Origin of the sequence: Phycicoccus sp. CSK15P-2, assembly GCF_016888005.1 — a bacterium.
Classification (GTDB): domain Bacteria; phylum Actinomycetota; class Actinomycetes; order Actinomycetales; family Dermatophilaceae; genus Phycicoccus.
In genome coordinates this window covers 1-26,998 of the sequence record NZ_JAFDVE010000006.1, presented here as the reverse complement: position 1 = coordinate 26,998, position 26,998 = coordinate 1, and the positions used below count along the sequence as shown (strand labels likewise).

At 72.4% G+C, this 26,998-nt stretch carries 26 protein-coding genes, 1 tRNA gene and 1 pseudogene; 14 read left to right on the top strand and 14 right to left on the bottom strand.

The window, feature by feature from the left end:
* Positions 1-6: 6 nt before the first annotated feature.
* On the top strand, positions 7-1,242 hold the full coding sequence (locus tag JQN72_RS03745) for an MFS transporter (protein ID WP_204133825.1): 1,236 nt from the start codon (positions 7-9) through the stop codon (positions 1,240-1,242).
* A 140-nt stretch (positions 1,243-1,382) separates the two neighbouring features.
* Here the strand turns inward: JQN72_RS03745 and JQN72_RS03740 are convergent, their stop codons facing one another.
* The 4 genes from JQN72_RS03740 to JQN72_RS03725 form a co-directional block, all read right to left on the bottom strand.
* The gene (locus tag JQN72_RS03740) at positions 1,383-3,149 is read right to left on the bottom strand and encodes an MDR family MFS transporter (protein ID WP_204133824.1); all 1,767 of its coding nucleotides are present in this window, start codon (positions 3,147-3,149) and stop codon (positions 1,383-1,385) included.
* On the bottom strand, positions 3,146-3,616 hold the full coding sequence (locus JQN72_RS03735) for a MarR family winged helix-turn-helix transcriptional regulator (protein ID WP_239100075.1): 471 nt from the start codon (positions 3,614-3,616) through the stop codon (positions 3,146-3,148). The genes JQN72_RS03740 and JQN72_RS03735 overlap by 4 nt, the downstream gene beginning before the upstream one ends.
* Before the next feature lie 103 nt (positions 3,617-3,719).
* Complete coding sequence (locus JQN72_RS03730; protein WP_204133823.1) at positions 3,720-4,196, bottom strand: SRPBCC family protein; 477 nt, start codon at positions 4,194-4,196, stop codon at positions 3,720-3,722.
* A 39-nt stretch (positions 4,197-4,235) separates the two neighbouring features.
* Positions 4,236-5,084 (bottom strand): maleylpyruvate isomerase family mycothiol-dependent enzyme, encoded by an 849-nt coding sequence (locus JQN72_RS03725; protein ID WP_204133822.1) that lies wholly within the window; start codon positions 5,082-5,084, stop codon positions 4,236-4,238.
* A 26-nt stretch (positions 5,085-5,110) separates the two neighbouring features.
* Between JQN72_RS03725 and JQN72_RS03720 the strand changes: the two genes are divergently transcribed.
* Both JQN72_RS03720 and JQN72_RS03715 read left to right on the top strand, forming a co-directional pair.
* On the top strand, positions 5,111-7,102 hold the full coding sequence (locus JQN72_RS03720; protein ID WP_204133821.1) for a cytochrome c oxidase assembly protein: 1,992 nt from the start codon (positions 5,111-5,113) through the stop codon (positions 7,100-7,102).
* Positions 7,103-7,134: 32 nt separating this feature from the next.
* Positions 7,135-7,941 carry a nitrilase-related carbon-nitrogen hydrolase gene (locus JQN72_RS03715; protein ID WP_204133820.1) on the top strand — a complete coding sequence of 269 codons (807 nt, stop codon included), beginning with the start codon at positions 7,135-7,137 and terminating at the stop codon, positions 7,939-7,941.
* A gap of 65 nt (positions 7,942-8,006) precedes the next feature.
* On the opposite strand, the gene JQN72_RS03710 is transcribed toward JQN72_RS03715, so the two are convergent.
* Both JQN72_RS03710 and JQN72_RS03705 read right to left on the bottom strand, forming a co-directional pair.
* Positions 8,007-8,645, bottom strand: coding sequence for a hypothetical protein (locus JQN72_RS03710; RefSeq protein ID WP_204133819.1), 639 nt, complete (start codon positions 8,643-8,645; stop codon positions 8,007-8,009).
* 3 nt (positions 8,646-8,648) lie between these two features.
* On the bottom strand, positions 8,649-8,870 hold the full coding sequence (locus tag JQN72_RS03705; protein WP_204133818.1) for a DUF2188 domain-containing protein: 222 nt from the start codon (positions 8,868-8,870) through the stop codon (positions 8,649-8,651).
* Between the two features lie 139 nt (positions 8,871-9,009).
* Here JQN72_RS03705 and JQN72_RS03700 point away from each other — a divergent pair, with 139 nt between their 5' ends.
* Both JQN72_RS03700 and JQN72_RS03695 read left to right on the top strand, forming a co-directional pair.
* On the top strand, positions 9,010-10,374 hold the full coding sequence (locus tag JQN72_RS03700; protein WP_204133817.1) for an FAD-binding oxidoreductase: 1,365 nt from the start codon (positions 9,010-9,012) through the stop codon (positions 10,372-10,374).
* A 190-nt stretch (positions 10,375-10,564) separates the two neighbouring features.
* Complete coding sequence (locus tag JQN72_RS03695) at positions 10,565-10,819, top strand: DUF6458 family protein (RefSeq protein WP_204133816.1); 255 nt, start codon at positions 10,565-10,567, stop codon at positions 10,817-10,819.
* Between the two features lie 69 nt (positions 10,820-10,888).
* Here the strand turns inward: JQN72_RS03695 and JQN72_RS03690 are convergent, their stop codons facing one another.
* From JQN72_RS03690 to JQN72_RS03675, 4 genes are all read right to left on the bottom strand, one after another.
* Positions 10,889-11,926, bottom strand: coding sequence for a hypothetical protein (locus tag JQN72_RS03690; RefSeq protein ID WP_204133815.1), 1,038 nt, complete (start codon positions 11,924-11,926; stop codon positions 10,889-10,891).
* Entirely contained in the window at positions 11,926-13,626 is a 1,701-nt protein-coding gene (locus tag JQN72_RS03685) for a hypothetical protein (RefSeq protein WP_204133814.1), read from the bottom strand. Before JQN72_RS03685 ends, JQN72_RS03690 begins: the two co-directional genes overlap by 1 nt.
* A complete protein-coding gene (locus JQN72_RS03680; RefSeq protein ID WP_204133813.1) occupies positions 13,626-13,928 on the bottom strand; it encodes a hypothetical protein in 303 nt (100 codons plus the stop codon). Before JQN72_RS03680 ends, JQN72_RS03685 begins: the two co-directional genes overlap by 1 nt.
* 102 nt (positions 13,929-14,030) lie before the next feature.
* Positions 14,031-15,902, bottom strand: coding sequence for an acyl-CoA dehydrogenase (locus JQN72_RS03675; protein ID WP_204133812.1), 1,872 nt, complete (start codon positions 15,900-15,902; stop codon positions 14,031-14,033).
* Positions 15,903-16,212: 310 nt separating this feature from the next.
* Between JQN72_RS03675 and JQN72_RS03670 the strand changes: the two genes are divergently transcribed.
* Complete coding sequence (locus JQN72_RS03670) at positions 16,213-16,734, top strand: hypothetical protein (protein WP_204133811.1); 522 nt, start codon at positions 16,213-16,215, stop codon at positions 16,732-16,734.
* A gap of 28 nt (positions 16,735-16,762) precedes the next feature.
* On the opposite strand, the gene JQN72_RS03665 is transcribed toward JQN72_RS03670, so the two are convergent.
* The 3 genes and pseudogenes from JQN72_RS03665 to JQN72_RS03655 all read right to left on the bottom strand — a co-directional run bounded on the left by JQN72_RS03665 (position 16,763) and on the right by JQN72_RS03655 (position 19,527).
* Entirely contained in the window at positions 16,763-17,926 is a 1,164-nt protein-coding gene (locus JQN72_RS03665) for a D-alanyl-D-alanine carboxypeptidase (protein ID WP_204133810.1), read from the bottom strand.
* Positions 17,927-18,454: 528 nt separating this feature from the next.
* A pseudogene (locus tag JQN72_RS03660) lies at positions 18,455-19,364 on the bottom strand (IS5 family transposase).
* Positions 19,365-19,456: 92 nt separating this feature from the next.
* Positions 19,457-19,527, bottom strand: a tRNA-Gly gene (locus JQN72_RS03655).
* 118 nt (positions 19,528-19,645) lie between these two features.
* Here JQN72_RS03655 and dcd point away from each other — a divergent pair.
* From dcd to JQN72_RS18830, 4 genes are read left to right on the top strand one after another with little or no spacing between them, the layout of a single operon-like run.
* Positions 19,646-20,221 (top strand): dCTP deaminase, encoded by a 576-nt coding sequence (dcd, locus tag JQN72_RS03650; protein ID WP_204133809.1) that lies wholly within the window; start codon positions 19,646-19,648, stop codon positions 20,219-20,221.
* A 3-nt stretch (positions 20,222-20,224) separates the two neighbouring features.
* The gene (cutA, locus tag JQN72_RS03645; RefSeq protein WP_204133808.1) at positions 20,225-20,590 is read left to right on the top strand and encodes a divalent-cation tolerance protein CutA; all 366 of its coding nucleotides are present in this window, start codon (positions 20,225-20,227) and stop codon (positions 20,588-20,590) included.
* A 20-nt stretch (positions 20,591-20,610) separates the two neighbouring features.
* The gene (locus JQN72_RS03640; RefSeq protein ID WP_204133807.1) at positions 20,611-21,309 is read left to right on the top strand and encodes an alpha/beta hydrolase; all 699 of its coding nucleotides are present in this window, start codon (positions 20,611-20,613) and stop codon (positions 21,307-21,309) included.
* Positions 21,310-21,335: 26 nt separating this feature from the next.
* Positions 21,336-21,905 carry a YetF domain-containing protein gene (locus JQN72_RS18830; RefSeq protein ID WP_204133806.1) on the top strand — a complete coding sequence of 190 codons (570 nt, stop codon included), beginning with the start codon at positions 21,336-21,338 and terminating at the stop codon, positions 21,903-21,905.
* 9 nt (positions 21,906-21,914) lie between these two features.
* On the opposite strand, the gene JQN72_RS03630 is transcribed toward JQN72_RS18830, so the two are convergent.
* Complete coding sequence (locus JQN72_RS03630) at positions 21,915-23,237, bottom strand: MFS transporter (protein WP_204133805.1); 1,323 nt, start codon at positions 23,235-23,237, stop codon at positions 21,915-21,917.
* A gap of 84 nt (positions 23,238-23,321) precedes the next feature.
* Between JQN72_RS03630 and JQN72_RS03625 the strand changes: the two genes are divergently transcribed.
* From JQN72_RS03625 to JQN72_RS03610, 4 genes are read left to right on the top strand one after another with little or no spacing between them, the layout of a single operon-like run.
* On the top strand, positions 23,322-24,461 hold the full coding sequence (locus tag JQN72_RS03625; RefSeq protein WP_204133804.1) for an ABC transporter ATP-binding protein: 1,140 nt from the start codon (positions 23,322-23,324) through the stop codon (positions 24,459-24,461).
* 1 nt (position 24,462) lies between these two features.
* On the top strand, positions 24,463-25,110 hold the full coding sequence (locus JQN72_RS03620) for an ABC transporter permease (protein WP_204133803.1): 648 nt from the start codon (positions 24,463-24,465) through the stop codon (positions 25,108-25,110).
* Positions 25,107-25,868, top strand: a complete 762-nt coding sequence (locus JQN72_RS03615; protein ID WP_204133802.1) for an ABC transporter permease — start codon at positions 25,107-25,109, stop codon at positions 25,866-25,868. The genes JQN72_RS03620 and JQN72_RS03615 overlap by 4 nt, the downstream gene beginning before the upstream one ends.
* Before the next feature lie 55 nt (positions 25,869-25,923).
* Positions 25,924-26,844: an ABC transporter substrate-binding protein gene (locus JQN72_RS03610; RefSeq protein WP_204133801.1), complete on the top strand. Its 921-nt coding sequence runs from the start codon at positions 25,924-25,926 to the stop codon at positions 26,842-26,844.
* Positions 26,845-26,998 lie beyond the last annotated feature (154 nt).

Sequence of the window (26,998 nt, the reverse complement as noted above, 5' to 3'; positions counted from 1 at the left end):
CAGGTGGTGGCCGTCCCGTCCGAGGTCACCGTGCTGTCCGCCTACGCGCCGCTCTTCCAGGTCCCCGGAGCGCGCCGCTTCGTCGCCGGAACCGCGTTCTCACGGGTCGGTGGGGCGATGTTCGGAGTCTCGGTCGTCGTCATGGTCAGCGAGCGGCACGGCTCGTACGCACTGGCCGGGGGCGTCTCGGCAGTCGGTTTGGCCGTCCTGGCCGTCGCCGGTCCGGTGCTCGGCCGGTTCATCGACAAGCACGGCCAACGACGCGTCGCCCTGCCGTTCGTGCTGCTCTCGTCGGTCACCGGCCTCTCCGTGGCCGTCGCCTCCTGGCTCGGTGCGCCGGTCTGGACGATCTTCGTGCTCTACGGCGTCAGCGCGTTCCTGCCCGAGCCCAGCCCGATGTCCCGCGCCCGGTGGGCGCACATCTTCCGCGACGACCCGGACCGGCTGCACACGGCGATGTCCTTCGAGCAGGTCGCGGACGAGGCGTCCTTCGTCGTGGGGCCGGTGCTCGCGGTGCTCGTCCCGACGCTGTGGTTCCCCGAGGCCGGGCTCGTCCTGGCCCAGGTGCTCTTCACGGTGGGCGCCGTCGTCTTCCTGTCGTCGACCGCCACAGAGCCGCCGGTGGTCCCCCTCGCCGACCGGCCCACCGGCCTGGCCATCCGGTGGCCCGGCCTCGCCGTCGTCGCGGGGACGCTGGTGCTCACGGGCGTGATCTTCGGGGCCAACGAGGTCGTCGCCGTCGCGTTCGCCGAGGCCGACGGCCACAAGGAGCGGGCGAGTCTCGTCCTCGGCCTGTTCGCCGTGGGCTCGACGGTCTCGGGCGTCGTCATGGGCAGCCGGGTCATGCGATCGACCCTCACCCGGCGGCTGCTGCTCGCCGCGGCGGGGATGGCCGTCCTCGAGGCGCCGGCCCTGCTCGTGGCGGAGACCTGGCAGCTGGCGCTCGTCATGCTCCTCGCGGGCTCCGCCACGGCGCCGATGCTCATCACCGCGCTGTCGCTGTGCCAGCGGCTCGTGCCCCGGGCGATGATGACCGAGAGCATGGCCGTGGCCGTCACCGGCATCCTCGTCGGGATCTCCGCCGGCTCGGTCGTGGGCGGATGGGCGGTCGAGTGGCTGGGTCCGCAGCGCGCCTACGGTGTCCCGGTGGTCGCCGGGCTGGTGGCCGTGGGCATCGTCGCCGTGCGCTACCGCGCACTCGAGCGGGCGGAGGACGCACGCCGCGTCCCCGTCGAGGTCTGAGCAGCCGCCGAGGCCGTGTCTCGACACATACACCGGGGGCGTGCACGTCGGGGCACACACCGGAGGGCCGGTCCCGCGATGCGGGACCGGCCCTCCTTTGCTCGACCGGACATGACCGGACGTGCCGGTGATGCGTCACCTCACCCGGCGGCCGCCGGCTCGGTGGCGTCGTGTGCCCCGGCGCGCTCACTGTAAGCCGAACTCGACCTCAGCTCGACGTTCGGGAGGAAAGTCATGACCAAGAATCCGATGAGCATGACTCCTGCCCCGACGAGGAACACGAGGTCCATGGCCTCCGAGAAGCCGACGAGGAACGGTTTCGCGAGCGTCGGGTCGAGCTGGGAGAGGAACGAGGAGTCCGACAGGACCCCGCTCGCGGCGGCCGCTCCGGCGTCCCCACCTGCGGCTGCCTGCTGCATCGCGGAGGCCACCTGGTGGTCCACCGACCCGGCCGGGGCCCGCAGGCCCTCGGCCACCGCCTGCCGGAACTCCGGGGTGGGGGCAGTGCGCTCCAACGCAGCGGTGATCCGCTCCGGGACCGCCGAGAACAGGATGGAGAGGAACACCGCGGTGCCGATCGTCCCGCCGAGCTGGCGGGTCGTCGTCGCCGTCGAGGTCGCCACGCCGATCTGCTGTGCCGGGACCGCGTTCTGGACCGCCAGGGTGAGCGGCTGGAAGTTGAAGCCGAGGCCGGTGCCGAACACGACCATGACGACCATCGTCTGCCACAGCGGGGTGTCGTACCGGACGAAGTGGAAGGCGAACAGGCCGACCACGAGCAGCGCCGAGCCGATGATCGGGAAGAGCCGGTAGCGACCGGTCCGGGAGATGATCTGTCCCGATGCCACGGAGCCGACCATGATGCCGGCGACGAGCGGGATGAGCTGGAGGCCGGCCTGGGTGGGCGTCGCGCCCTTGACGATCTGGAGGTAGAGCGGCAGCGCGGCGAGCCCGCCGAACATCGCGACGCCGATGACGACCGAGGCCGCCGAGGCGACGCCGACCGTCCGGTTGCGGAAGATCCGCAGCGGCAGGATCGCCTCCTCCTTCATCCGGGTCTCCTGCCGGACGAAGGCGACGGCAGCCACCGCGGAGACGGCGTAGGCGACCCAGGCGCGCCCCGAGGTCCATCCCCACTCGCGGCCCTGCTCGAGGATGACGAGCAGCGGTACGAGGGTCGCGGACAGCAGCGTGGCCCCGAGCCAGTCGATGCGGTGGTCGAGCCGCCGGTGGCTGAGGTGCAGGGTACGGGTGACGACGACGAGGGCGGCGAGCCCGATCGGCACGTTGACGAGGAACACCCACCGCCATCCGGTGATGCCGAGGATGCTGTCGGCGCCTGCGAAGAAGCCGCCGATGACCGGCCCGGCGACACTCGACGTACCGAACACGGCGAGGAAGTAGCCCTGGTACTTGGCCCGCTCCCGCGGCGGCACGATGTCGCCGATGATCGCGAGCGCCAGGGACATCAGGCCGCCGGCGCCGAGGCCCTGCACGGCCCGGAACGCCGCGAGCCCGTACATCGAGCCGGCGAAGGACGACAGCGCCGAGCCGACGATGAAGATCGAGATCGCGAGGACGAAGAGGTTCTTGCGTCCGTAGATGTCGCCGAGCTTGCCGTACAGCGGCGTGACGATGGTGGCGGTGATGAGGTACGCGGTCGTGGCCCAGGCCTGCTGGTCGAGGCCGTGGAGGTCGTCGGCGATGGTGCGGATGGACGTCGCGACGATCGTCTGGTCGAGCGCCGCGAGGAACATCCCCATCATCAGGCCCGCGATGATCAGGAGGATCTGGCGGTGGGAGAGGGGGCCGTCGGCGGGGTCGCTCGCCGGGTGCCGGCCCGTGGAGGGCTGCGCGGCGTGGAGCGACGGCGCACCCGGGACGGTGTGCTGGGGGGAGTCGGTCATGGGGTCTGCCTGTCCGGGTCGGAGAGAGATGTCTCGAGGTCGTCGGCGAGTCGTACGAGATGCACCGTGAAGGACCGCACGTCGTCCTCGGACCAGTCGGAGAGGAGGGACCGGAGCCAGCGTTCGCGGCCCTCCCGGATCGCGCGGAGGAGGGCGGCGCCCTCCTCGGTGGCGGAGAGGACCTGGGCGCGGCCGTCGTCCGGGTCGGGGCCCCGGGTGACGAACCCGAGGTCGACGAGGGTGCTCACCTGGCGGCTGATGGTGGACACGTCGGCGTGGACGGCGTCGGCCAGGGCCGAGACCCGCAGGGGGCCGCGGTGCAGGTGGTGGAGCAGGGGGTAGGCCATCGGGTCGACCTGTGGGTGGTGTCGAGGCATCCGCTGGCGGGCGACCCCCATCAGCTTGAAGACCCGGACGAGCTCGTCGCCGAGGGTGGCCTCCGGGGTGGACACGTCGTTGCCGACCATCGCACGCCCTCCTTCCGTCATTTGCTTGTAGCGTACAACTGCTTGCTACAAGCAAGCAAATCGACGGCGGACGACGCCGGGTCCCACCCCCCGGCCCCGTCCCTCAGACGGTGCTCGCGCCGAGGTGCCTCAGGAGGTTCTGCGAGAACCGCTGGCCCATGAGGGTCACGACGCCCTTCATCGCGGCCGTGACGGCCGGCCGCACCATGCCGGGGAACGGCAGGTCGACGCAGATGGACATCGCGGTCTCGAGGTGCGTGTGCTCGCCGCGGCCGTCGAGGGCGTACCACCCCTCGACCCCGGCGGACTCGTGGGACGCCCCGGCCGCGGGGTCGTGGGTGAACTCGATGCGGGTCGGCTCGTCGAAGGTCATCCGCTCGGTGAAGACGAAAGAGAAGCTCGAGCCGAGCACCGGCACCTTCGTCATCTCCCACACCCAGTGCTCCCCGCGCTCCTCGACGCGCGAGAGGAACGGGGTGAGGCGGGCCACGACGTCCGGGTCGGTCAGCGCGGTCCAGACCTCGGCGGGCGAGGCGGAGACGGTGGCGTCGGAGCGGGTCGAGGTCGTGAAGGTGGTCATGGGTCTCTTCGCGGGGGTGGACGGTCGGGGAGCGGGGCGTCAGGGGGTGATCGAGAGGGCCGCCAGGACACGGCGGGCGACGTCGTCGTCGCCAGACACCGTGACGGGGAGGTCCTCGGGGCGCCGTCGCCCTCCTGCGAGGCGCATCGCGACGCTCGTGGACATAGACAGCGACGTGGTGACGACGTCGGGGTGCTCCTCGGAGTCGCCGGTGAACAGCGGAACCCCGACGGCCCGGCCGTCCTGCTCCTCCACGCGCACGCCGGCCCGCCCGACGGTGGGGCCGGTGAGGTCGAGGACGACGGCGTTCCCCGGCCCGATCCCGGCCGTCCGCGCGACGATCTTCCCCAGCTGCCGGAACAGGACGTCGACGCTCAGCGCGGCGGCCGCGGTGTCGAGCCCGCCGGGGCGCCCCAGGGCCTCGCGGACGTCCTGCTCGTGCATCCAGACGTCGAAGGTCCGGATGGCGACGAGGTCGGCGAGGGTCGTCGGGCCGAACGGGCCCTGGGCCGGCTCCTCCCCGGTGGCCCCGTCGGCCCGGTACACCCCGAGCCGCTCGTCGAGCCGCCACTCGATCTCGTCCAGGAGGTCCTCGAGGTCTCGGCCTCGGCGGGCCTCGAGCAGCCGCTCGATCCAGGTGGCGAACTCCCCGTGCACGTGCGCGTACCCGCTGACGTCGACGTCCGGCGCCCGCTCGCCCGCCAGACCCGCTTCGGCGCTCGCGACGTGCGCGAGCTGGTCGAGCACCGTCCACCCGGGGCAGTCGGTGGCGAGCCCGGCGTCACCGGGGCGCATCGTGCGCCCCAGGTCGGCCACGGCCCGTACCGTCTGGGCCCACGCGTCGACCGTCTCGGGGTAGGTGGACGGTGCCGGGGGGTGCAGCGACATGCCGCCACAGTACCTACGCTGGACGCATGGCCGGCTCGGAGCGCATCGACCCTGGACGGCCCCTCGTCGTCGCCGTCGGTGCCGCCCTCCTCGCCCTCGCGCCGGCCGCCCTCGTCACCGGTGCCGTCGCCCCGCTGGCCCTCGCCGACCCGGGCCCCCTCGTCCGCTGGGGCGTGCCGGTGGTCGACGCCGTGGCCACGCTGGCCGCGGTCACCGTGGTGGGGCTGCTCCTCATGGCGGCCTTCGTCGTGCCCGAGCGGGCGCGTACCGACCGGCGGGTCGAGGCCTCCCGCCTCGCGGGGACGGTCGGGCTCGGCTGGGTGGCGGCCGCGGCGCTCCAGGTCGTCCTCACCTTCGCCGACCTCGCCGGCACCCCCCTCACCGAGCCGGGGCTGCTCGACCAGCTCGTCTCGTTCGTGTGGACGCTGGAGACCACCCGCGTCCTGACGATCACCCTCCTCGCCGCGCTCGTCGTGGCCGTGGGCGCCCGCCTCGCGCAGGGCCGGGCGGCGATGGCGTGGCTCGCCGCCGTGGCGCTGTTCGGGGTGGTCGTCCAGGCGCTCACCGGGCACGCCGCCGGGTCGGCCAGCCACGAGGACGCCGTCAACGGCCTGGCCGTGCACCTCCTCGGGGTGACCGTCTGGGTCGGCGGTCTCGTCGCGCTGGTCGTCCTGCGGCCCCGGCTCGGCAAGGACCTCGGCCCGGCCGTCGCGCGGTTCTCCACCCTCGCGACATGGTCCTTCGTCCTCGTCGCGGTCTCCGGCGTGCTCCAGGCGGCCATCCGGCTCGGGTCGCGGGACGGGCTGGCCACGGCCTACGGCGTCGTCGTCCAGCTCAAGGTGGGGGCGCTGGTCCTGCTGGCCCTGCTGGGCTGGCGGCAGCGGCAGGTCATCGTGGAACGGCTCGCGAAGGACCCCGGTGACGGCCGGCTGTTCGCCCGGCTGGCCATCGGGGAGATCGCCCTCATGGGGGCGGCGACGGGCTGGGCGGCGATCCTCGCGCGGAGCGTGCCGCCCGTCCCGGACTCCGTGCCCGACCCGAGCCGGGTCCTCGAGCTCACCGGCTACCCCGACCCCGGCCCGGTCTCGTCCGCCGACTGGCTCACGGCGTTCCGGCCGGACTGGCTGTTCATCGCGGTCGCGGTGCTCGCCTCCGTCCTGTACGTCCTCGGGGCCGTGCGGCTGTGGCGTCGGGGCGACGCCTGGCCGGTGCTGCGCGTCGTCCTGTGGGTGCTCGGGTGGGCGCTGTTCGTGTGGTCCACATGCGGTGCGCCGGGCATCTGGGGCCGGGTGCTGTTCAGCGCGCACATGGTCATGCACATGGCGGTCGCGATGGCCGTCCCGCTGCTCCTCGTGCCGGCCGCGCCGGTGACGCTGGCCCTCCGGTCCCTGCCGGCGCGTCAGGACCGGACGTGGGGGCCGCGCGAGGTGCTGCTCGAGGTGGTGCACTCGCGGGCGATGCGGGTGCTGTCCAACCCGGTGCTCGCGGCGTCCCTGTTCTTCTTCAGCCTCGCGGCGTTCTACTACACCGGGCTGTTCGACCTGGCGCTCACGACCCACACCGGGCACCTGCTGATGATGGCCCACTTCATGCTCACCGGGTACCTGTTCGTGTGGGTGATGATCGGGGTCGACCCGGGGGTGCGGCGCTGGTCCCCGCTGGCGCTGCTCGTCATCCTCTTCGCGACGGTGTCGTTCCATGCGTTCTTCGGGGTGGCGCTCACCGGCTCGCAGAGCCTGCTCGCGCCGGACTTCTTCACGACGCTCAACCTGCCCTGGGGGCCGGACCCGCTGGCCGACCAGCACACCGCAGGCGAGATCGCCTGGGGCATCGGCGAGGCGCCGACCCTCGTGCTCGCCGTCGTCGTCGCGGTGCAGTGGTTCCGCAGCGACACCCGGGAGACCGCGCGGCGCGACCGGCAGGCGGACCGGGACGGCGACGCCGAGCTCGAGGCGTACAACGCGCACCTGGGCCGGCTGCGCGAGGAGGCCCGGCGGCTGGAGCGCGAGGGCCGCTGACCCGCCGGCCCGGCGGCTGCGAGGATGGGGGCATGCGCATCGCCGTCGTCCAGCTGGCCTACGACGACGAGGAGCCGTTCGCCGCGCGGGTCGAGCGGGTCGCGGCCCTCGTCGCCGGGCTGGCCGGGCACGACCTCGTCGTCCTGCCCGAGCTCTGGGCCCCCACGGGCTTCGACTACCGCCGGTGGGACGCCGAGGCCCAGCCCCTCGACGGTCCGTGGGCCGCGGCGATGACGGACGCCGCCCGGGCCGTCGGGGGCACGCTGCACGCCGGCTCGTTCGTCGAGCGGCTGCCGGAGCCCGGGCCGGACGGCAACGACCTCGCGAACACCTCGCTCGTCCTCGCGGCCGACGGAACCCGCCTCGCCGTCTACCGCAAGGTGCACCGCTTCGGCTTCGGCAACGGCGAGCCGAAGCTCATGGAGGCGGGCGAGGACGTCGTGGTCGTCGACCTCCCCGACGGCGCCGGCGGCGTGGTCCGCACCGGCCTGTCGACGTGCTACGACCTCCGCTTCCCCGAGCTCTACCGCCGCCAGCAGGAGGCCGGCACGGAGCTGCTCGTCGTCCCGGCCGCGTGGCCGCTGGCCCGGGTCGGGCACTGGACGCTGCTCGGACGCGCGCGGGCCGTCGAGAACCAGTGCGTCGTCGTCCAGGGCAACACCGGCGGCACCCACGCCCGGACCCCCATGGGTGGCCACAGCCAGGTCGTCTCGGCCACGGGCGAGGTCCTCGCCGAGGCCGCGCACACCGACGAGACGGTCCTGTCCGTCGACGTCGACCTCGCCGCCACCGCCGAGTACCGCGACGCCTTTCCCGTCCTCGCCGACCGCCGGCTCTGACCCGTCAGGGGCGGCTGTTGATCGCACGGATCGCCACGCGAACGCGTCGGCGGAAGGCGGTCCGGCTAAGGGTGTGAAAGCGGTCGGCCGGCGTCCACCCAGTCCCGCATGGCCTGGAGCAGTTCAGGTGTCTGTCGCTCTTGGATGTCGTCGTCGCTCCACCCCGCATCGAGCAATCGCTCGTAATCCCACTCCTGGTATCCCAAGTACCTCCCGACGATGCGACTCGCAGACGAAGTCGTCAGGTTGTTGGCCGCGAGCCAGTGGCGGACCTCCTTGATCGCCTGCTCGAAGTCGTCGTCGTGGGCCCGGATGTCCCAGCCGGCGATGTCCGACAGCGCTACCTGGTACTCATACCGCTGCTCGGCGATCACCAACAGTTGCTTGGACGAAAGGGGCGGCGTGCCGGCAAGGGCCAGGCCGTAGTCGACGCCCAGCTCGAAGGGCATGTTGAGACGCGCGTGCTCGCCCTTCTTGGTGGCTTGCACCCGACTGAGATCATGGATCGAGTAGCGGCACTCCTTCATCAGCTCGACGATCTTCGAGAGGCGGACTTCCCCGCTGTCGAGGCGCTCGCTGGACAACCGAGGCTGAAGGCCACAGTCGAGCACACAGAAGAGGATCGCCTCGAGGATCGGCCGAAACTCTGGGTCGAACGGACAGTTGATGAAGACGCTGTCGTCGAACTGCCCCCCGCCCGCCATCGACTACCTCTTGGGAGGATGTGGGTCGTTCCCGAACGAGCTCCGCTCGCGGATCTTGCCGTCCTTGCCGTGGATGTAAAGCTCCGTCCGCTGGTTCTTCGCAATTTGACGGGCCTTGGAGACGGCTTCCTTCTGCGTCGTGTAGGTCCCGCTCGCACGCTCGGAACCAGCCTTGCGTACCGCCCAACCGTCGCCCGACGGCACTACGTGCTGTCCCTTTGCCATGGCTGCACCTCCTGGACTCACGATACCTCTCGCGTACGACAGTGCTCCGCGTACGGAGGACGTCGACCGAACGGCTTCGACGGTCCGCGGCTGTTCCTCACAGCCGTGCTGGAGATGCCGACCGTGCGAGAGTACGGGGATGGACGACGTCGTCGAGGAGCTCGTGGCCGCGCTGCCCGAGGGGGTCGTGACCACCGATGCCGCGGCTCTCGAGAAGTACCGCCACGACTGGACGCACGACGCCGGAGCCGGCACCCCGCGCGCCGCCGTGCGGGCCGAGACGGCCGAGCACGTCCAGGAGACCCTGCGCTGGGCCACCCGGCACGGTGTCGGCGTCGTCCCGCGCGGCGCGGGGACGTCCCTCTCGGGTGGCTCGATGGCCGTCGACGGCTGCGTCACCCTGAGCCTGGAGCGGATGACCGCCGTCGAGATCGACACCGCGGCCCGCGTGGCGGTGGTCGAGCCCGGCGCGTTGAACGTCGACGTGAAGAAGGCGGCTGCGGCCGAGGGGCTCTGGTACCCACCGGACCCGAGCTCGTTCGAGATCTCCTCGATCGGCGGCAACATCGCGACGAACGCCGGCGGCCTGTGCTGCGTCAAGTACGGCGTGACGGCCGACTACGTCCTCGGGATGGACGTCGTGCTCGCCGACGGCACGCTCGTCACGCTCGGTGGGAAGCGGGTCAAGGACGTCGCGGGGCTCTCGCTGCTCAAGCTGTTCGTCGGCTCGGAGGGGACCCTCGGCGTCGTCACGAGGGCCGTGCTGCGTCTCGTGCCCGCGCAGCAGCCCGCGTCCACGGTCGTCGCGCTCTTCCCGACGGTCGCGGCCGCCGCTGCAGCAGTCGTCGAGCTCGGTCGGACGGTACGGGCGTCGATGGTCGAGCTCATGGACCAGGCGTCCATCAACGCGGTCGAGGACTTCCGGCCGATGGGCCTGGACCGCGACGCCGGCGCCCTCCTCATCGTGCAGACCGACGCCCCGGGCGCGGCACGCGAGGACGAGGTCGCCGCCGTCGTGGCGGCCTGCGAGCTGGCCGGCGCCGAGGACGTGGTCGCCACGGACGACCCCGAGGAGGGCGAGATGTTCGTCCGGGCCCGCCGGGTGCACTTCACGGCGCTCGAGCAGCGGGGTGCCGTGCTGCCCGAGGACGTCGGCGTGCCCGTGCCGCAGCTGCCGGAGCTGCTCGCGCGGGTCGAGGCCATCGGGCGGCGCCACGGCGTGGAGATCCCGGTCGTCGCGCACGCGGGCGACGGCAACACCCATCCGGCGATCGTCCACGACGCCGCGGACGCCGACTCCGAGCGGCGGGCCCGGCTCGCGTTCGACGAGATCATGCACGCCGCCATCGCGCTCGGCGGGACGATCACCGGAGAGCACGGCGTGGGCCGGCTCAAGAAGGAATGCCTCGAGGACCAGGTCGGCGCGGACGTCATGGACCTCAACCGCCGGGTCAAGCAGGCCCTCGACCCGGACGGCATCCTCAACCCCGGCTCCTTCGTCTGAGACATCGGCGGCTGGTGCGCCCTACGACGAGAACACGGCCGCGGCGCTGCACAACCGGAACGCCCAGGGCGGCGACATCATCTGACCTGCGGCAACCCGTCCCAGACACTCTGCACAAAGGTTCGACGTCGAGCATCTCCGCGGGTAAGGTCGAGGAGTTCGCCGACCCCCGCCTGTCAGAGGAGAACCCATGTACATCGGACTCGGCATCTTCTTGATCGTGCTCGGTGCGATCCTGTTCTTCGCCGTCTCGGCCTCCGTCGGGGGCATCAGCCTCAGCATGATCGGCGTCATCCTCATGATCGGCGGTGTGCTCGCGATCGTCCTGTCCTTCCTCATGCAGGCAGGCAACCGGCGCACCGGCGGCGTGACGACGACCCGCGAGAGCCATGTCGACCCGAACACGGGGACCCGCGTCGACCGCACCGACGTCGACCCGCACTGAGCGCACCCCGCTCCGCACGACCGAGCGGCCCGCACCTCCTGTGAGGTGTGGGCCGCTCGGTCGTCCGGGTCAGCGCTGCAGCGGGACGGCGAGCGTCGGTGCGAACCATGGGGTGCCGGTGGCGCCGCCGGCCGGGGGCTCGGCGCCTTCCCAGCACGGCGACACCGGTGCATCTGCCGCGGGCGCCGGTGGTCCGCCGTACTCCGGCCTGGTGAGCACGGCGCGGGCGGACACCGAGCCCGCCCCGCCCCCGGGCACGGCGACGGCCGTGAGGCGCAGCGCCGCGACGGCACCGCCGTCGGCCGCACGCCGCAGCTCGACCGCCTGGGCCGCGCCGTCCCGGCACCTGCTGAAGGTGAGGGTCCAGCCGTCGGATGCCGCCTGCCGGGCGACGCCCGCCAGGTCCGGGTCGGCGACCTCGGCCGTCCCCACCGGCACCCGCTGGTACGCCTGCTCCAGGGGACCGGTGCGGTCGAGGGCCAGGCCGACACGCTGCAGCAGTGGGTCGGCGCCGAGCGCCCCTGCGGCGTCGTCGAGGCCGGCCGGGTCGTCGCCCTCGGGGAACGAGGGCACGTCGACGGCCGGGATGTCGTCCCGGGCGGCGCCGTCGAGCCGGCCGCTCGGGGAGCCGTCACAGCCGGGCGGTGGCCAGTCGGGCACGAGGTGGTGCCGGGCGAACGCCGTGACGGTGACCTTCGTGGGATGGGTGGCGTCGCCGGGCAGCACCTCGAGGGCGGCGAGGAGCGTGTCCGGCTCCGCGGACCTCGTGAGCACGGTCGTCGCCCCGTCGCCGGAGGTCGGGCAGCCCGCGGCCGTCGACCATCCAGCCGCCTCCGCCGCCTCGAGCTCGGCCGCCCGGGAGTCGCCACCGGCGGGCACCTCCCACTCCCGCGAGCCGACGACCTGCCGGACGACGCCTTCGACGGGCCCGGGCGCCGGGGTGGTGGTGTCGGTGTCGAGCGCGAGCCAGGGGTCGGTCCATGCGGCCCGGGCGGCGCGCAGGTCGTCCTGGTCCGGGTAGGACGCGCCGCCGGGAGCCGGTGAGCATCCGCCCAGGCTGAGGGCGACGGTCGCCGCGAGTGCCGCGGCGGCGGGGGGTCTGAGCATCACGAGCCCGTGGGGAGGGCGACGGTCATCGGGGTGCGCCAGCTCAGGGCGTCGCGGGTGTCGCTCTCGGTCCACTGCTCGGGTGTGAGTGTCCGGTAGGTGCCGTCGGCCGGGTTGTAGACGACCACGTCGCCACCCTCGGTGCCGACCGCGAGGGTGACGTGGCTGCCGGTGCTGCCCCAGCTGTCGCCCTCGGCGATGCCGTAGGAGTACATCGGCACGGAGTGGCCGGCATCGACGGCGCGCACGACGTCGTCGTAGGTGCTGAGCGGGTCGCCCGGGTCGACGATGCGGGTGCCGTACGACGTGCCGGGGACCCCGGCGGAGCCGCTCATCTCGTCCGAGGCCGACGACGGGAACGTGCCGAAGAACTCCGGCCACCACGTGTTCGTCCGGTCGTGCATCGCGAGCGCCTCGGCGGCGAAGCGGTCCTCGGGGGTGTCCGCGGAGTCTCCGAAGTGCCCGTCGGCACCACGGGCGTCCTCGCCGGTCATGACGTACATCAGGTACGCCGGGTCGTTGAGCATCTTGGCCATGACGAGGGTCGACGAGCCGCAGGTCGTCTGGTCCGGCTGGACGAAGGTCGCCTCGTGATTCGCCGGGTCGAGGCGTGCCACTTCGGCGTCCGAGAGGCCGGCGAGGCCGCGGGCATACCGGGTGAGTGCCGCTCCGGTGAGGCCCGACGCCACCGCGGCCAGCAGCCAGGCCTCACGCTCGCTGCTGCCGGCCTCGTCGAGCAGAGCCTCGGCCGCGGCGCGCTCGTCCTGGCTCATGGCGGCAAGCGCGGCGGCAGCCCGCTGGGCGGTGTCACCCCGCAGCGGGCCGGTGTCGTCGCCGGCGAGGTCGGCCACGCCGTCACCGTCGAGGTCGATGCCGACGGACGTGACGTTCGCCTGCTCCACGGCGCCGAGCCCGGGCGCGAGGTGGTCGGGGAGCTGGATACCGTCGAGGGCGATGGCGATCTCCTGCGCGCACTGCTCCATCGCCTCACCGGCCCGGTCGTAGGAGCCGATGAGTCCCACGACGTTCTCGATGCCTTGCGCGCGTGGGCCCCACACGTCGACCCCGCTGAGGTCGTCGAGGAAGGTCACGGTCGGCGTGAGGAGGGAGGTGAGCCCACCCCGGGCCGTCTCCCACTCCGCCCGGGCAGTGTCGACCTCGTCGGCGCACCGGTCGAGGCTGTCGGCCACGGAGCGGCACGCGATCGTCACGCTGTCGAGGCGGGTGGCGAGGGCGTGCAGGGAGCCGGTGGCGGTGCCGCCGGCAGGCCCCTCCCAGACCCCCGGCCCGAGCCCCGAGGCGGTCGCCTCGACCTCGCCGGACGCCGCCTCGAAGCGCTTGCGGACGGCGATCCATCCGGATGCGGCGTCCCGGATGGACGCCCCGGTCGGGCCGGGCGGCTCGGTGGAGCGTTCCCAGGCGCCCTGCGCCGCCTGCACGATCCGGGGGATGACGACCCGCGGGTCGCCCCACCCGATCGACTGGAGGTCGGCGAGCGCACCCTGCAGCCCGCTCGCCGCGCCTCGCACGCGGTCCATGGCCCAGGCGTTCGCGTCGTCCGCGAGGTCGGTCACGCCGTCCCACGCGTCGTCCGCAAGGTCGGTCACGCCGTCCCACGCGTCGTCTGCGAGGTCGACGCCGTCCTCGACGAGATCCGTCGCCTCGCCCCAGAGGTCCCCGACGACGTCGCGCCAGCCCATCAGGGCACCTGCCCGGGCATCGTCAGTGCCGGGAAGGAGCTGGCCGACGCGCCGTCGGTGGCCTCGTAGGTGGCGAGGCAGGCCAGCATCGCCTCGCCGAGCTCGTCGACGACGGCCAGCGCCGTGGCGGTCACGCCGTCGAGGACGTCGGCCGCCGCGCCCATTGGGCCGGCGAGGTCCTCGAGGCTCTGGCCGCGGGCGGTGTCGCGGTCGCCCTGCGACCCGGCGAGTTGCTCGCGGCCCTCCCCGACCCCGTCGGCCCAGACCCCGCGGACCCGAGAGGGGTCGATCTCGAACGACATGGCTCTCTCCTCATCCGCCGGGCGGTCTCGCGAGTCGACGCTACCGACTGCACGCGGAGCGGCCCAGGGGGAGAACTCCCCTGGGCCGCTTCGTGGTGGTGGTCAGAACGCGGACTCGGGCACGTCCATGAGGCTGTTGTCGGTGGCCTCGGCCATCGCCCGCTCGGCGGAGAGGCGCGGCAGGACCTGGCGGGCGTAGAACTGCGCCGCGGCGACCTTGCCCTCGTAGAAGTCCTTGTCCTTGCCCTCGGCGCCGGCGGCCAGGGCGTCGAGCGCGACGGCGGCCTGGCGCAGCAGCAGCCAGCCGACGACGAGGTCGCCGGCGCCGAGGAGCAGCCGGGTCGTGTTCTGGCCGACCTTGTAGAGGTTGGTGACGTCGCCGCCCATCCGCGGGTCGGACGTCGTGAGCTCGCCGACCATGTGGCCGATGATGCCCTGGACGTCCTCGAGACCCTGGCCGAGCAGCTCGCGCTCGCGGTCGATCCGGCCGTCGTGCTGGCCGAGGTCCTTGGCGAACTCCTGGATCTGCCCGGCGACGTACGTGAGGGCCTGGCCCTTGTCGCGGACGATCTTGCGGAAGAAGAAGTCCATGCCCTGGATCGCCGTCGTTCCCTCGTAGAGGGTGTCGATCTTGGCGTCGCGGACGTACTGCTCGACCGGGTAGTCCTGGAGGAAGCCGGACCCGCCGAAGGTCTGCAGCGACTCGGTGCCGAGCAGGACCCAGGCGCGCTCGGACCCGAGGCCCTTGACGATCGGCAGCAGGAGGTCGTTGACCCGGTTCGCGACGTCGGCGGCGGAGCCCTCCTCGAAGCTCTGCTCGCCCGTGGTCAGGACGTGCTGGTCGATGACGTCCTGCTGGCTCGCGGTGTAGAGCACGAGCGCGCGCAGGCCCTCCGCGTACGACTTCTGCAGCATGAGCGAGCGGCGGACGTCGGGGTGGTGGGTGATGGTGACCCGCGGCGCGGTCTTGTCGGTCATCTGCGTGAGGTCGGCGCCCTGGACGCGCTCCTTGGCGTACTCGAGCGCGTTGAGGTAGCCGGTGGAGAGCGTCGCGATGGCCTTGGTGCCGACCATCATCCGGGCGTTCTCGATGACATGGAACATCTGCGCGATGCCGTCGTGGACCTCGCCGAGGAGCGTGCCGACGGCCGGGGCGTCCCCGCCGAAGGTGAGCTCACAGGTGGGGGAGACCTTCAGGCCCATCTTCTTCTCGAGGTTCGTCACGTAGACGCCGTTGCGCTCGCCGAGCTCGCCGGTCTCGAGGTCGACGGCGTACTTCGTGAGGATGAACAGGCTGAGGCCCTTGGTGCCGGGGCCGGCGCCCTCGGGGCGGGCGAGGACGAAGTGGACCACGTTGTCGACCATGTCGGACTCGCCACTGGTGATGAACCGCTTGACGCCGCTCACGGTCCAGGTCCCGTCCTCGTTCTGGACGGCCTTGGTACGGCCTGCGCCGACGTCCGAGCCGGCGTCGGGCTCGGTGAGGACCATCGTGCAGTGCCAGCCCTTGTCGACGATCCAGCGCGCGAGCTTCTTCTGGTCGTCGGTGCCGAGCTCGAAGAGCAGCTTGGCGAAGGAGTAGGAGGCGGTCATCATCGAGAGGGCCGGGTTGGCGCCGAGCAGCATCTCGTTGACCGCCCAGCGCAGGCTCGGCGGGGCGACGGTGCCGTCGAGCTCGGCGGGGAGGTCGATGGCCCAGAAGCCGCTCTCGCGGTGGGCCCGGAACGACGTCGCGAACGACTCGGGCATCGTCACGGTCTGCGTCTGCGGGTCGTACACCGGGGGGTTGCGGTCTGCGTCGGCGAAGGACTCGGCGATCTCGTTCTCGGCGAGGCGTGAGACCTCCTTGAGCATCTCGCGGGCGGTGTCGGCGTCGAGCTCCTCGTACGGGCCGTGACCCAGCACGTCCCCGCGGCCGAGCACCTCGAAGAGGGTGAACTCGAGGTCGCGCAGGTTGCTCTTGTAGTGACCCATGACGGTCCTTCCGTGACGTGGCAAAGTGAGCGCTTGCTCACCAAGTGTGCTACCCATCGGTAACCGGCGCAAGCACCTCGGCAGGAGACGGGGGTCACGGTGCGGACGAGAGTGCGCGACATGCGGATGCGCGACGCAGCTCGTCGGCATGTCGCGCACTCTCGACGACCGGATGGTCGGCGTCGCCGGTCGGTGTGTCGTGTACGCGACGCGCGGACCCCGTTGTCCCCGCCAGGGGCGGCATACTCGGGACGGTGACGACCACCCCTGTCCCGACAAGCCCGGCGCGGCCGGGCCCCCGGGCGAGCCGGTGAGCGAGGACTCCGCGGTCGTCGCACGGGCGCGTGCGTTGCTGGACGCCGGACGCACCTGGCAGGCCCGCGACCTCCTCGCCGAACGGGTCGAGCAGGAGCGGGACACCGAGTCGCTCACCCTCCTCGGGGAGGTCCACCACCGCATGGGTGACCTCCCGCGAGCCGGTGCCGCGTGGTTCGCCACGGGGACCCGGGGACCCGAGGCGGACGAGGCCGTCGCCGCCTGGCGCGAGCAGACTGGGGACGACTTCGCCGTCATGTGGCGCTCGCTCCCGCGCTCCTTCCGGGCCGAACCCCGTCCGGCGCGGATCGAGGCCCTGCGGGCCAGGGCCCTCGCCACGGGGGCCCACCTTGAGCCGTCGCGCTCACCGCTCGAACCCGACACGGCGCCCACCGACGGCGGCGAGGGCGGCGGCCCGGACGGCGCTCAGGTCATCGGCTGGATCCTGGCCGCGCTCTTCGTCGGGTTCGCGGTCATCGGTTTCGTCACCGTGCTCGGCTGGTTCGTGCCGGGCTGAGACCCGTGGTTTCCGGTGTGGCTGGCCGTCAGTAACAGCCGTTGACCGTGGCGGCGAGCATGTCGAGGTTCGACTTCAGGGTCTCGGTGTTCTTCCGACCGTTGACGAGAAACGCGAAGACCTTCTTCCGGCCGTCCTTGCCGTAGGTGTAGCCGGCCAGGGCCGTGACGTCGTTGAGGGTGCCGGTCTTGGCCCACACCTTCCCCGCGGCGCACCGCGAGGTGTAGGTGTCGAAGCGGTGGGTGAGGGTTCCGGTCCGCCCGGCGGTGGGCATCCCCTGGCTGTTCCGGATCGGCCACAGCGAGGGGTAGTCGTAGTCCGAGGAGCGGACGAGGAGCGTGGCGAGCTGCTTGGACGAGAGCCTGTCGGAACGGGACAACCCGGAGCCGTCGTACAGCGACGTCATCGGCAGCTTCTTGCTGCTCATCACCGCACGCTGCGCCGAGCGCGCGCCGCCCCAGCTCGTGCTCTTGCCCTTCTTCCACGCGACGAGCCGGTGCAGTGCCTCGGCGATCTCGTTGTCGCTGCGCAGGAGCATCTGGCTGATCGTCGTCGACATGCGCTCACCCTGGGAGCGGGCGAGCACCCGAGCGCCGCCGGCGACGTTGGCCCGGCCGTAGTACGAGGCACGCATGCCGTTCGTCGTGAGCCGGTCGGCGAAGTAGCGGCCCACGTCGGCGCCGCTGTCGGTGGAGCGTCGCTGGTCGCGCATCAGCGCCCGGACCGGGCCGATGCTGGAGGGCACGTAGCTCGACTTCCAGCCGTGGGCGAGTGTCGGGGTGGGGAAGCGGTCGTCGTCGATGTAGACCCTGGTCGAGGTCACTCCCCTCGAGCGCATGGTCGCGGCCACCGTCTTCGCCATCGCGTTGAGCTGCGCGCTCGACAGGCTCGGGTCCCCGACGCCGTGGACGATCACCCGGTTCGTCTTCGGCCCCTGCTTGACGTAGGTGGTGAAGCGGTACCCGGTGCCGAAGGTCATCAGGGCGTTGTGCGCGGTGACGAGCTTGGTCGTGGACGCCGGCATGAGCGCGGTGTTCTGGTTCTTCGACCAGATCCACTCCCCGGTCTCGGCGTCTGCCACGTACCCGGTGACCGACGTGCCGAACCTTGCGGTCGTCACCCGGTTCCGCATCGCGCGGTAGATGCGCTCGTCGGGCGTCTCGGCCCGGGCGGTCTCGGGTGCCTCCGCCACCGTCGGGGCGGGCGACGGCGAGGGAGTCTGGCCGACATCCGGAGGCGTAGCACTCGAGGAGGGCCTCGGCTCGGGGGAGGATGAGGGACTCGTCGTCGGGGACGGGGTCGCAGCGGTCGTGGCCTCCGGCGAGGCGGTCGCTTCGGCCGATGATGACGGAGTCGGGGAGGTGGACGCGGTGGCGGGTGCACCCGGGGTCGGGGTCGGTGCGGCAGCGGCCTGCGCGGTCGCTCCCAGGGCGGCGACGACGGCCGCGAGAGCCATGGTGGTAGCGCGTCGGTGGAGTGATCGGAACGGAGAACGATGCATGGGGCGTCCTGAGCCGGGGGCGGGAGAGCCGCAGCCCCTGCGCCACGACGCGGAGACCCTAACCCGACGACCGGCACCGTGTCCTGCCAAACGCGCCCATTCGGTGAGGTCACCGGTGATCGGCCGCTGAGGTCCAGTAGGCTCATATGTGGCTATGAAGGGGGTGGAGACCGGGTCTCCCGCCGGACAGCCGCGGAGCCGGTGACTAGGGCGTTTCTGTTAACTCCTGGTTCGGTGGGTCAGGATGACGATGCCCAGTAGGACGCCGCCGCGGTAGGTGGTGGCGTACTTGTCGTAGCGGGTGGCCAGGGCGCGCCATTGCTTGAGCCGGTTGAAGGAGTGTTCGATGGTGTTGCGCTGGGTGTAGGTCTCGATGTCGAAGCCTGGTGGCCGGCCGCCGCGGGAGCCTTTGGCCTTGCGGCGGGCGATCTGGTCACGCTTCTCGGGGATGGTGTGCTTGATCCGCTTGCTGCGTAGGTAGGTCCGGGTCGAGGGGTGGGAGTAGGCCTTGTCGGCCAGCAGCCGGAACCGTAGGTCGTGCCCGGTGTCGGTGAGGGTGTCGATGAGCGGGGCGAGCATCGGGTTGTCCCCGGCCTGGCCGGCGCTGAGCAGCGCCACCACAGGTGTGCACGTGGTGTCGGCGAGCGTGTGGATCTTGGTGGTCAGCCCACCCCGGGAGCGGCCCAGGGCGTGGTCAGGGGGCTCCCCGGGCACCGGTGACGGCGGATTCTTGTGATTCGACCCTGCCCCCTGTGTCCTGCGCCTCGTGCGTGTCGACCGAGTCCCGCCGTGCCCCGGCAGCGTGCTGGTGGGCTCGCACACTGGTGGAGTCCACCGACAGCAACACCTCCGCGCCCGCGACCCTCTCCTGCTGTTCACCGACGACGGCGACCATCCGCTCGTACGTGCCATCCGTGGACCACAGCCGATGCCGTTCCCACACCGACTGGTGCGCCCCGAACTCGCTCGGCAGGTCCCGCCACGGCGCGCCGGTGCGGAACCGCCAGATGATCCCCTCCAACGTCGTGCGGTGGTCGTTCCACGGCCGGCCGGGCCGACCAGCGTCCTGCGGCATCAACGGCTCCAGCAGAGCCCACAACTCGTCACTGACCTGCGCATCACGAAGCATGCCCACCACCATCACCGACCACCCCACGATCGATTAGCAGACACGTCCTCGATCCGTCACTGGTGGCTCACTACGCTCGCGGGGTGCGTCCGAGCCGGTGACGAGAATCGAACTCGCGTGTCCAGCTTGGGAAGCTGGCGCTCTACCATTGAGCTACACCGGCGCGCCGGGTCGAGACGGATGCTCCGACCTCCCCGGCGCCGGGAAGTCTAGCCCACCGCGACCGGGCCATCCCCACCACCTGCCCGCCCGCACGGCGGCCCGCCGGTAGCCTGACGCCCGTGCTCCTCTCCGATCGCGACATCCGCGCCGAGGTCGACTCCGGACGGGTCGCGCTCGACCCCTGGGACCCGGCGATGATCCAGCCGAGCAGTGTCGACGTCCGGCTCGACAAGTTCTTCCGCCTCTTCGACAACCACAAGTACCAGGTCATCGACCCCGCGGCGGACCAGGCCGACCTCACCCGGCTCGTCGAGGTCGAGCCCGAGGAGGGCTTCGTCCTCCACCCCGGCGAGTTCGTGCTCGGCTCGACCCTCGAGACCGTCAGCCTGCCCGACGACCTCGCGGCCCGCGTCGAGGGCAAGTCCAGCCTCGGCCGGCTCGGCCTGCTGACCCACGCGACGGCCGGCTTCGTCGACCCCGGGTTCACCGGCCACGTCACACTCGAGCTGAGCAACGTCGCCACCCTGCCGATCATGCTCTGGCCGGGGATGAAGATCGGCCAGCTCGCCTTCTTCCGGCTGAGCAGCCCGGCCGAGAACCCCTACGGCTCGGCGGCGTACGGCTCGCACTACCAGGGCCAGCGCGGCCCCACGGCCAGCCGCAGCTTCCAGAACTTCCATCGCGCCGACGTCTGAGCGATGGCGGACGACGGGACGGACGTCATCGAGGTCCGGTGCACGACGCCGGACCGCGCGTCTGCGCTGCGACTCGCCCGCCTCCTCGTCGACGAGCGGCTCGCCGCGTGCGTGCAGGTGATCCCGGGCGTCACGTCGGTGTACCGCTGGGAGGACGAGGTCGAGCAGGACGACGAGTACCTGATCCTCGCCAAGAGCACCTCGCAGCTGTTCGAACCCATCCGACGCCGCATCGTCACCGAACACCCCTACGACACGCCCGAGGTGCTGGCCGTCGCCGTGACGGCCGGAGACGTCGGGTACACGCGATGGCTGCACGGCGCCGTCTCCCCGAACGAGGGGGCCGCGCGGTCGAGGGAGGCCGACTGATGGGACTGCACGAGGTGGACATGCCGACCGCCGCCGACGACGGGTTCCTCGACCCGCGCGGCATCCAGGCCGCGCTGCTCTCGTCGGACGGCGGCGGTGGAGCGCAGCTGCGCGGCTACGTCCCCGCCCACCCCGAGGGCGTCGCGCTCGTCCTGCACGGCGGCGCCGAGTCCAGCCGGGTCCCCGTCTCGTGGTGGCGCCTGGCGGTGGTCCGGATGCTCCCCTTCGCCCACGCCATCCGGCGCGCCTCGGACGACCGTGTCGCCGTGGTACGCCTGAAGAACAGGGTGCGCGGCTGGAACGGGATGCGCCAGGACCCGGTGCTCGACGCCCGCTGGGCGGTCGAGCGCATCCGTCGGCTCCTCCCCGACGTCCCCATCGCGATCATCGGCCACTCGATGGGCGGCCGGGTCGCCCTTCAGCTCGCGGCCGAGCCTGGCGTCAGCGCGGTGGCGGCGCTCGCCCCGTGGGTCGAGGGTGACGCCCGCCGACCCGGGGTGCGCACCCCGGTGCTGCTCATGCACGGCACCGGCGACCGCTGGACGGACCCGCGGCGCACCGCGGCGCTGGCCCGCAGCTGGCAGGAGGCCGGCGGCGACGTGCGGCACATCGAGGTCGACCACGAGCGCCACGCCATGCTGCGCCACGCCGAGCTCTGGCACCGCACGGTCGCCGACTTCGTCACCGGAGCCCTGCTCGGCCGGGAGCGCTCCGCCTGAACCCGACGACAGGGGATCATCGAGGCGTGAAAGAGCTTGCCAGCCACCTCGGCATCTCCCTGTTCGACGCGCTGGGCGTCGTCGTCTCGGCCTCCGTGCTGTACGTCGCGGTCGCGGTCGTGCTGCGCATCTGGGGCAGGCGGGTCTCGACCACGGCGTCCACCGGGTCGATCGCGCTCATCACCCTCGTCGGCGCGATCGCGGCACGCTCGACGCTCGGCCAGTCCCCCACGCTCGCCGGCGGGCTGATCGCCATCGGCACGCTCGTCGTGCTCGAGCGGGTGTTCGGGCGCTGGTCCCCGGCGATCCGGCTCACCCGTCGTCGTCGCAAGGGCCGCTTCGGCCCGGCGGCGGTCGTGCTCATGGCGGCCGGCGAGATGCGTCACGACGAGATCCGGCGAGCCGGGCTGAGCGAGCCGGGGCTGTGGGCCCTGCTGCGGCAGCGCGGTATCGGGCACCGGGAGGACGTCGCGCTCGTCGTCCTCGAGCCGAAGGGCGCGGTGACCGTGATCCGCTCCGACCAGCGCCTGGAGCGTGCCGCCGTGGTCGGCGTCCAGGGTGCCGAGGACCTGCCCGGCGAGCTCTTCAGCGACTGAGCGCGAGGGTCAGGCCGGCTCCGGCACCGCAGCCCGCCGCAGGTCGGGGGCCAGCACCGCCACCCCCGCCAGGGGCAGGACGGCGAGGAGCGCGAGGCTGCCGGGGATGCCGACGAGGTCGCCGAGCCCGGCCACCCCCGCGGAGCCGACGCTGCCACCGACGAGGAAGACCAGCGTCGCCACCCCGAGCGCCACACCCCGCACCCCGGGGTGCACGGCATCACTGACCGTGGCCGACAGGGTGGGCTGGCCGAGCCCGAAGGCGACCGTGACCGCGAGCAGCGCGAGGACGAGCAGCGGGACGGCGACGAGGGCGGAGCCGACCGCCGCGGACACGAGGGAGCCCGACGCGAGGAGGCCGGCCAGGCCCAGCGTGCGCGGCGCCCCGAGGTGGTCCATCAGGCGCCCGCCCAGGCGCGGCACCAGGGCCGCGGCGCCGACGCTCGGGACGAGCAGCAGCCCGACCTGCCAGGTGCTCCACCCCTGTCCCAGCACCACCAGCGGCACGGCGACGAGGAGGGCGAACCAGGCGGCGGGGACGGCGGACGCGGCCACGGCGGCCCGGATGACCGTGCCGTTGCGTACGACCGACACGGGGAGGAACCCGTCCGGCCGCCGGCGGACCCACACGGCGACCGTGGGGGCGCCGACGACGAGCAGCACGGCGCCCGCGACGGCGACCGTGAGCCCCGTGGTCGGCGACTGCACCAGCAGGACCAGGCCCCCCGCCGTCAGCGCGACGAGCCCGGCACCGAGGAGGTCGAGCCGGTCGCCGGTCCCGGTGCGGGACAACGACGACCAGATGGCGGGAAGCACCGCGAGCCCGAGGACGGGCAGGGCCATGACGGCACGCCAGCCGAACGCGCGGTCGATGAGCCCACCGACGAGCGGACCGGCGCAGACGACGGCCGCCGCGGTGGCGGCGAGGCGCGCCAGGGCGAAGCCGCGCACCGCACCCTCGTAGCGCGAGTTGAGGACGGTGACGCCGAGGGTCGGCACGGCGGCCGCGCCGGCGCCCTGGGCCATCCGGGCGACGACCTCGACGGCGAAGGTCGGGGCCAGCGCGGAGACGAGCGACCCGGCAGCCATGAGCGCCAACCCGACGAGGAGCGGGGTCCGGACCCCGACGAGGTCGGAGACCCGCCCGTACACCGCGGTGGTCACGGCGAGCATGAGCACGTAGAGGCTGATGGTCCAGGCCGCGACGCTGCTGCCGACCCCGAGATCACGAGCCATGTCGGGGAGCACCACCGTCGCCGAGGACGAGCCCATCCCGGCCAGCCCGAAGAGGAGGCCGAGGTACAGAGGGACCCGGCGGGCGTCTGACGTCACGCGGAGGGACAACGGCCGAACCGCCCCCGGCATTCCGCGCCGCGGGGTCCTGCACCCCGGAGGCGGAGCCATTAGGGTCGTCGGATGATCCGCTTCGACGGCGTGACCAAGGAGTATCCCGATGGCACGGTCGCCGTCGACGACCTCTCCCTCACAGCCCCGACCGGGCGGATCACGGTCCTCGTCGGGCCGTCCGGATGCGGCAAGACGACCAGCCTCCGGATGGTCAACCGGATGATCGAGCCGACCCGTGGGGCCATCACCCTCGACGGCCAGGACACCGCCCGGATGGACCAGGCCGAGCTGCGCCGCGGCATCGGCTACGTCATCCAGCACGCAGGCCTCTTCCCGCACCGCACGGTGCTCGACAACATCGGCACGGTGCCGCGGCTGCTCGGCTGGGACCGCACGCGGATCCGCGACCGGTCGCGCGAGCTGCTCGAGCGCGTGGGCCTCGACCCCCGCCTCGCCGACCGCTACCCCACCCAGCTCTCGGGCGGGCAGCAGCAGCGCGTAGGGGTGGCGCGGGCGCTCGCCGCCGACCCGCCGGTCATGCTCATGGACGAGCCGTTCTCGGCCGTCGACCCCATCGTGCGCGACCAGCTGCAGGACGAGTTCCTCCGGCTCCAGGACGAGCTCGGCAAGACCATCGTCTTCGTCACGCACGACATCGACGAGGCCGTCAAGCTCGGCGACCAGGTGGCGGTGCTCCGGGTGGGCGGGTCGCTCGCGCAGGTGGCCGAGCCCGCCTACCTCCTCGCCCACCCGGCGGACGACTTCGTCGCGGACTTCGTCGGCAAGGACCGCGGCTACCGGGCGCTGCAGTTCCAGGACGTGCCGCGGCTGCCGCTGCGCTCGGAGCGCACGGTCGTCCTCGGTGAGACCCCGGCGACGGACGCCCCCTGGCTGCTCGTCGTCGACGAGACACGCCGACCACTGGGATGGGTCGAGCCGGCCCGGGTCGGCACGCGGGCGGTCGAGGACGCCGACCTGCACCGGGGCGGCACGGTCGCTCGCGCGTCCGGGTCGCTGCGCGGTGCGCTCGACGCCGCGCTGTCCTCGCCGTCCCGCCGCGGGGTCGTCGTCGACGACAGCGGCGAGCTCGTCGGCACGGTCCTGGCCCACGAGGTGCTGAGCGCCATCGAGGAGACCGACCGGCCCGAGCGCGACGACGCCGACCCGGTCCGTGGCGGCGCCGTCGAGGATCCCGAGGGCGGGACCTGACGTGGAGTGGCTCGCGGGCCACTGGCGCGACGTCCTCGACCTCGGGGCGTCGCACCTGTACCTCGCCGGGGTGCCGCTGGTCGTCGGACTCGTGCTGTCTGTACCGCTCGGGTGGGTCGCCAAGCGGTGGGGTCGCGCGTACCCGGTCGTCGTCACGACGACGGGTTTGCTCTACACCGTGCCGTCGCTCGCGCTGTTCGTCGTCATGCCGCTCGTCCTCGGCACGAAGATCCTCGACCCGGTCAACGTCGTCGTCGCGATGACCGTCTACACCGTGGCGCTGATGGCCCGGACGGTCGCCGACGGGCTGCGGGCGGTGCCCGACCACGTCGAGCAGGCGGCCACGGCGATGGGCTACAAGGGGCTGCGCCGGCTGTTCGGGGTCGAGCTCCCGCTCGCGGTGCCGGTCATCGCGGCCGGCCTGCGGGTCGCCGCGGTGAGCAACGTCAGCATCGTGTCGGTCGCGTCGATCATCGGCGTCTCCCAGCTCGGCGACCTGCTCATCGACGGGTACAACCGCGTCATCTGGGGTGAGCTGGCCACCGGGATCGTCGCCACCGTCGTGCTCGCCCTCGCGCTCGACGCCCTCATCGTCCTCGGGTCCCGGATGCTCACGCCCTGGCGGCGGGCGGCGGGGGGACACGCATGATCCCGTCGCTGCTCGAGTGGTTCACCGACCCCGAGACCTGGGCCGGGGCGGACGGCATCCCCGCGCGGGTGTGGGAGCACCTCTGGTACACGGGCGTGACGATGGTCGTCGCCGCCCTCGTGGCCGTCCCGCTCGGGCTGTGGGTGGGCCACACCGGCCGGGCGCGGTGGCTGGTCTCGGTCGCCAACTCCGTCCGGGCCGTGCCCACGCTCGGACTGCTGCTCGCGGCGTCGTTGTGGCTCGGCCCGAAGCTGCCCGGTGACCTCGCCTACGTCGTGCCGAGCATCGCGGTGCTCGCCGTTCTCGCGGTGCCGCCGCTGTTGGCCGGCACGTACGGCGGCATCGACGCGGTCGACCCGTCCGCCCGGGACGCCGCCCACGGCGTCGGGATGCGTGGGCGACAGGTGCTCTGGCAGGTGGAGGTGCCGAACGCGCTGCCGCTCATGCTGTCGGGCGTTCGCTCGGCGATGCTCCAGGTCGTCGCCACCGCGACGATCGCGGCCATCCCGGGGCTCGGGGGCCTCGGCCGGTTCATCATCGACGGCATCAAGCTCGGCGACTACGCGCAGGCCGCGGGGGGTGCGTTGCTCGTCGCCGTGCTCGCTGTCGCCCTCGAGGGTCTGCTCGCGCTCCTGCAGCGCCGGGTCGTCTCGCCGGGGCTCACCGGCCGGGCTGTCGGAGGGTCACGAAAGGATGACGAAAGTGCTGGCGCGGAAGAATCCGGCGCCTCCACCGTTGACCTCCGCACGCACGCATGACCCCGTCCATCCGTCATCTCACGGGCATCGGGCCCGGCCACGAAGGGACTCCCTCATGAAGCGCACCACCTCCGCCGTCGCACTCGTCGCGGCCTCCGTCCTCGGGCTCAGCGCCTGCGGTGGCGGTGGCGACCCGTTGTCCTCCGAGCCCTCGTCGGGGTCGGCCGGGGGGTCGTCGGGGGGCCCGGTCGTCGTCGGCGGCGCCGACTTCTCCGAGTCGACCCTTCTCGCCGAGATCTACGCCGGCGCCCTGAAGGCCGAGGGCATCGACGCCTCCACGAAGCTCAACATCGGCTCCCGCGAGGTCTACCTCCGGGCCCTGCAGGACAACTCCATCCAGGTGTTCCCGGAGTACACCGGTGCGCTCGCCCTCTACTACGACGACTCCTACTCGGGCACCGACCCGGACGAGGTGTACGCGCACGTCCAGGAGGTCATCCCGGACGACGTCACGGTCCTCGACAAGTCGGCCGCCGAGGACAACGACTCGATCAACGTCACGCAGGAGACGGCGCAGGAGTACTCGCTCACGACCATCTCCGACCTCGAGGACGTGGCCGGCGACCTCACCCTGGCCGCACCGCCGGAGTTCAAGGAGCGCCCCCAGGGCATCCCGGGTCTGGAGAAGACCTACGGGGTGGAGTTCGGGTCGTTCCGTCCGCTCAGCGGGCAGGCGATCGTCCAGGCGCTGAAGAACGGCCAGGCCGACGCCGCGAACATCTTCTCCACCGACCCGGCCATCGCCGAGAACGGCTTCGTGACGCTCGAGGACGACCAGAAGCTCTTCGGGTCGCAGAACATCGTGCCGCTCGTGCGGGCCGACCGTGCCGACGAGGTCAAGGACGCGCTCGACGCGGTCTCGGCGAAGCTCACCACGGAGGCGGTCGCGGACATGCTGAAGAAGACCGACGTCGACAAGCAGGACCCGGCGGCCGTGGCGCAGGAGTTCCTGACGAGCAACGGCCTCGCAGGCTGAGCCTCGGGGGCCCCTTGCCGTACTTCTGAGCGCGGGTCGAGGTGAAGAGCGACCTTCTCGGGGTCGTTCTTCACCTCGACCCGGCGGGGGACTGCTGCGTGGTGCGGGTGAGTCCCCGGGGGCGGGCTCGTCGCTGGGGCTCGCGTCGCCACCC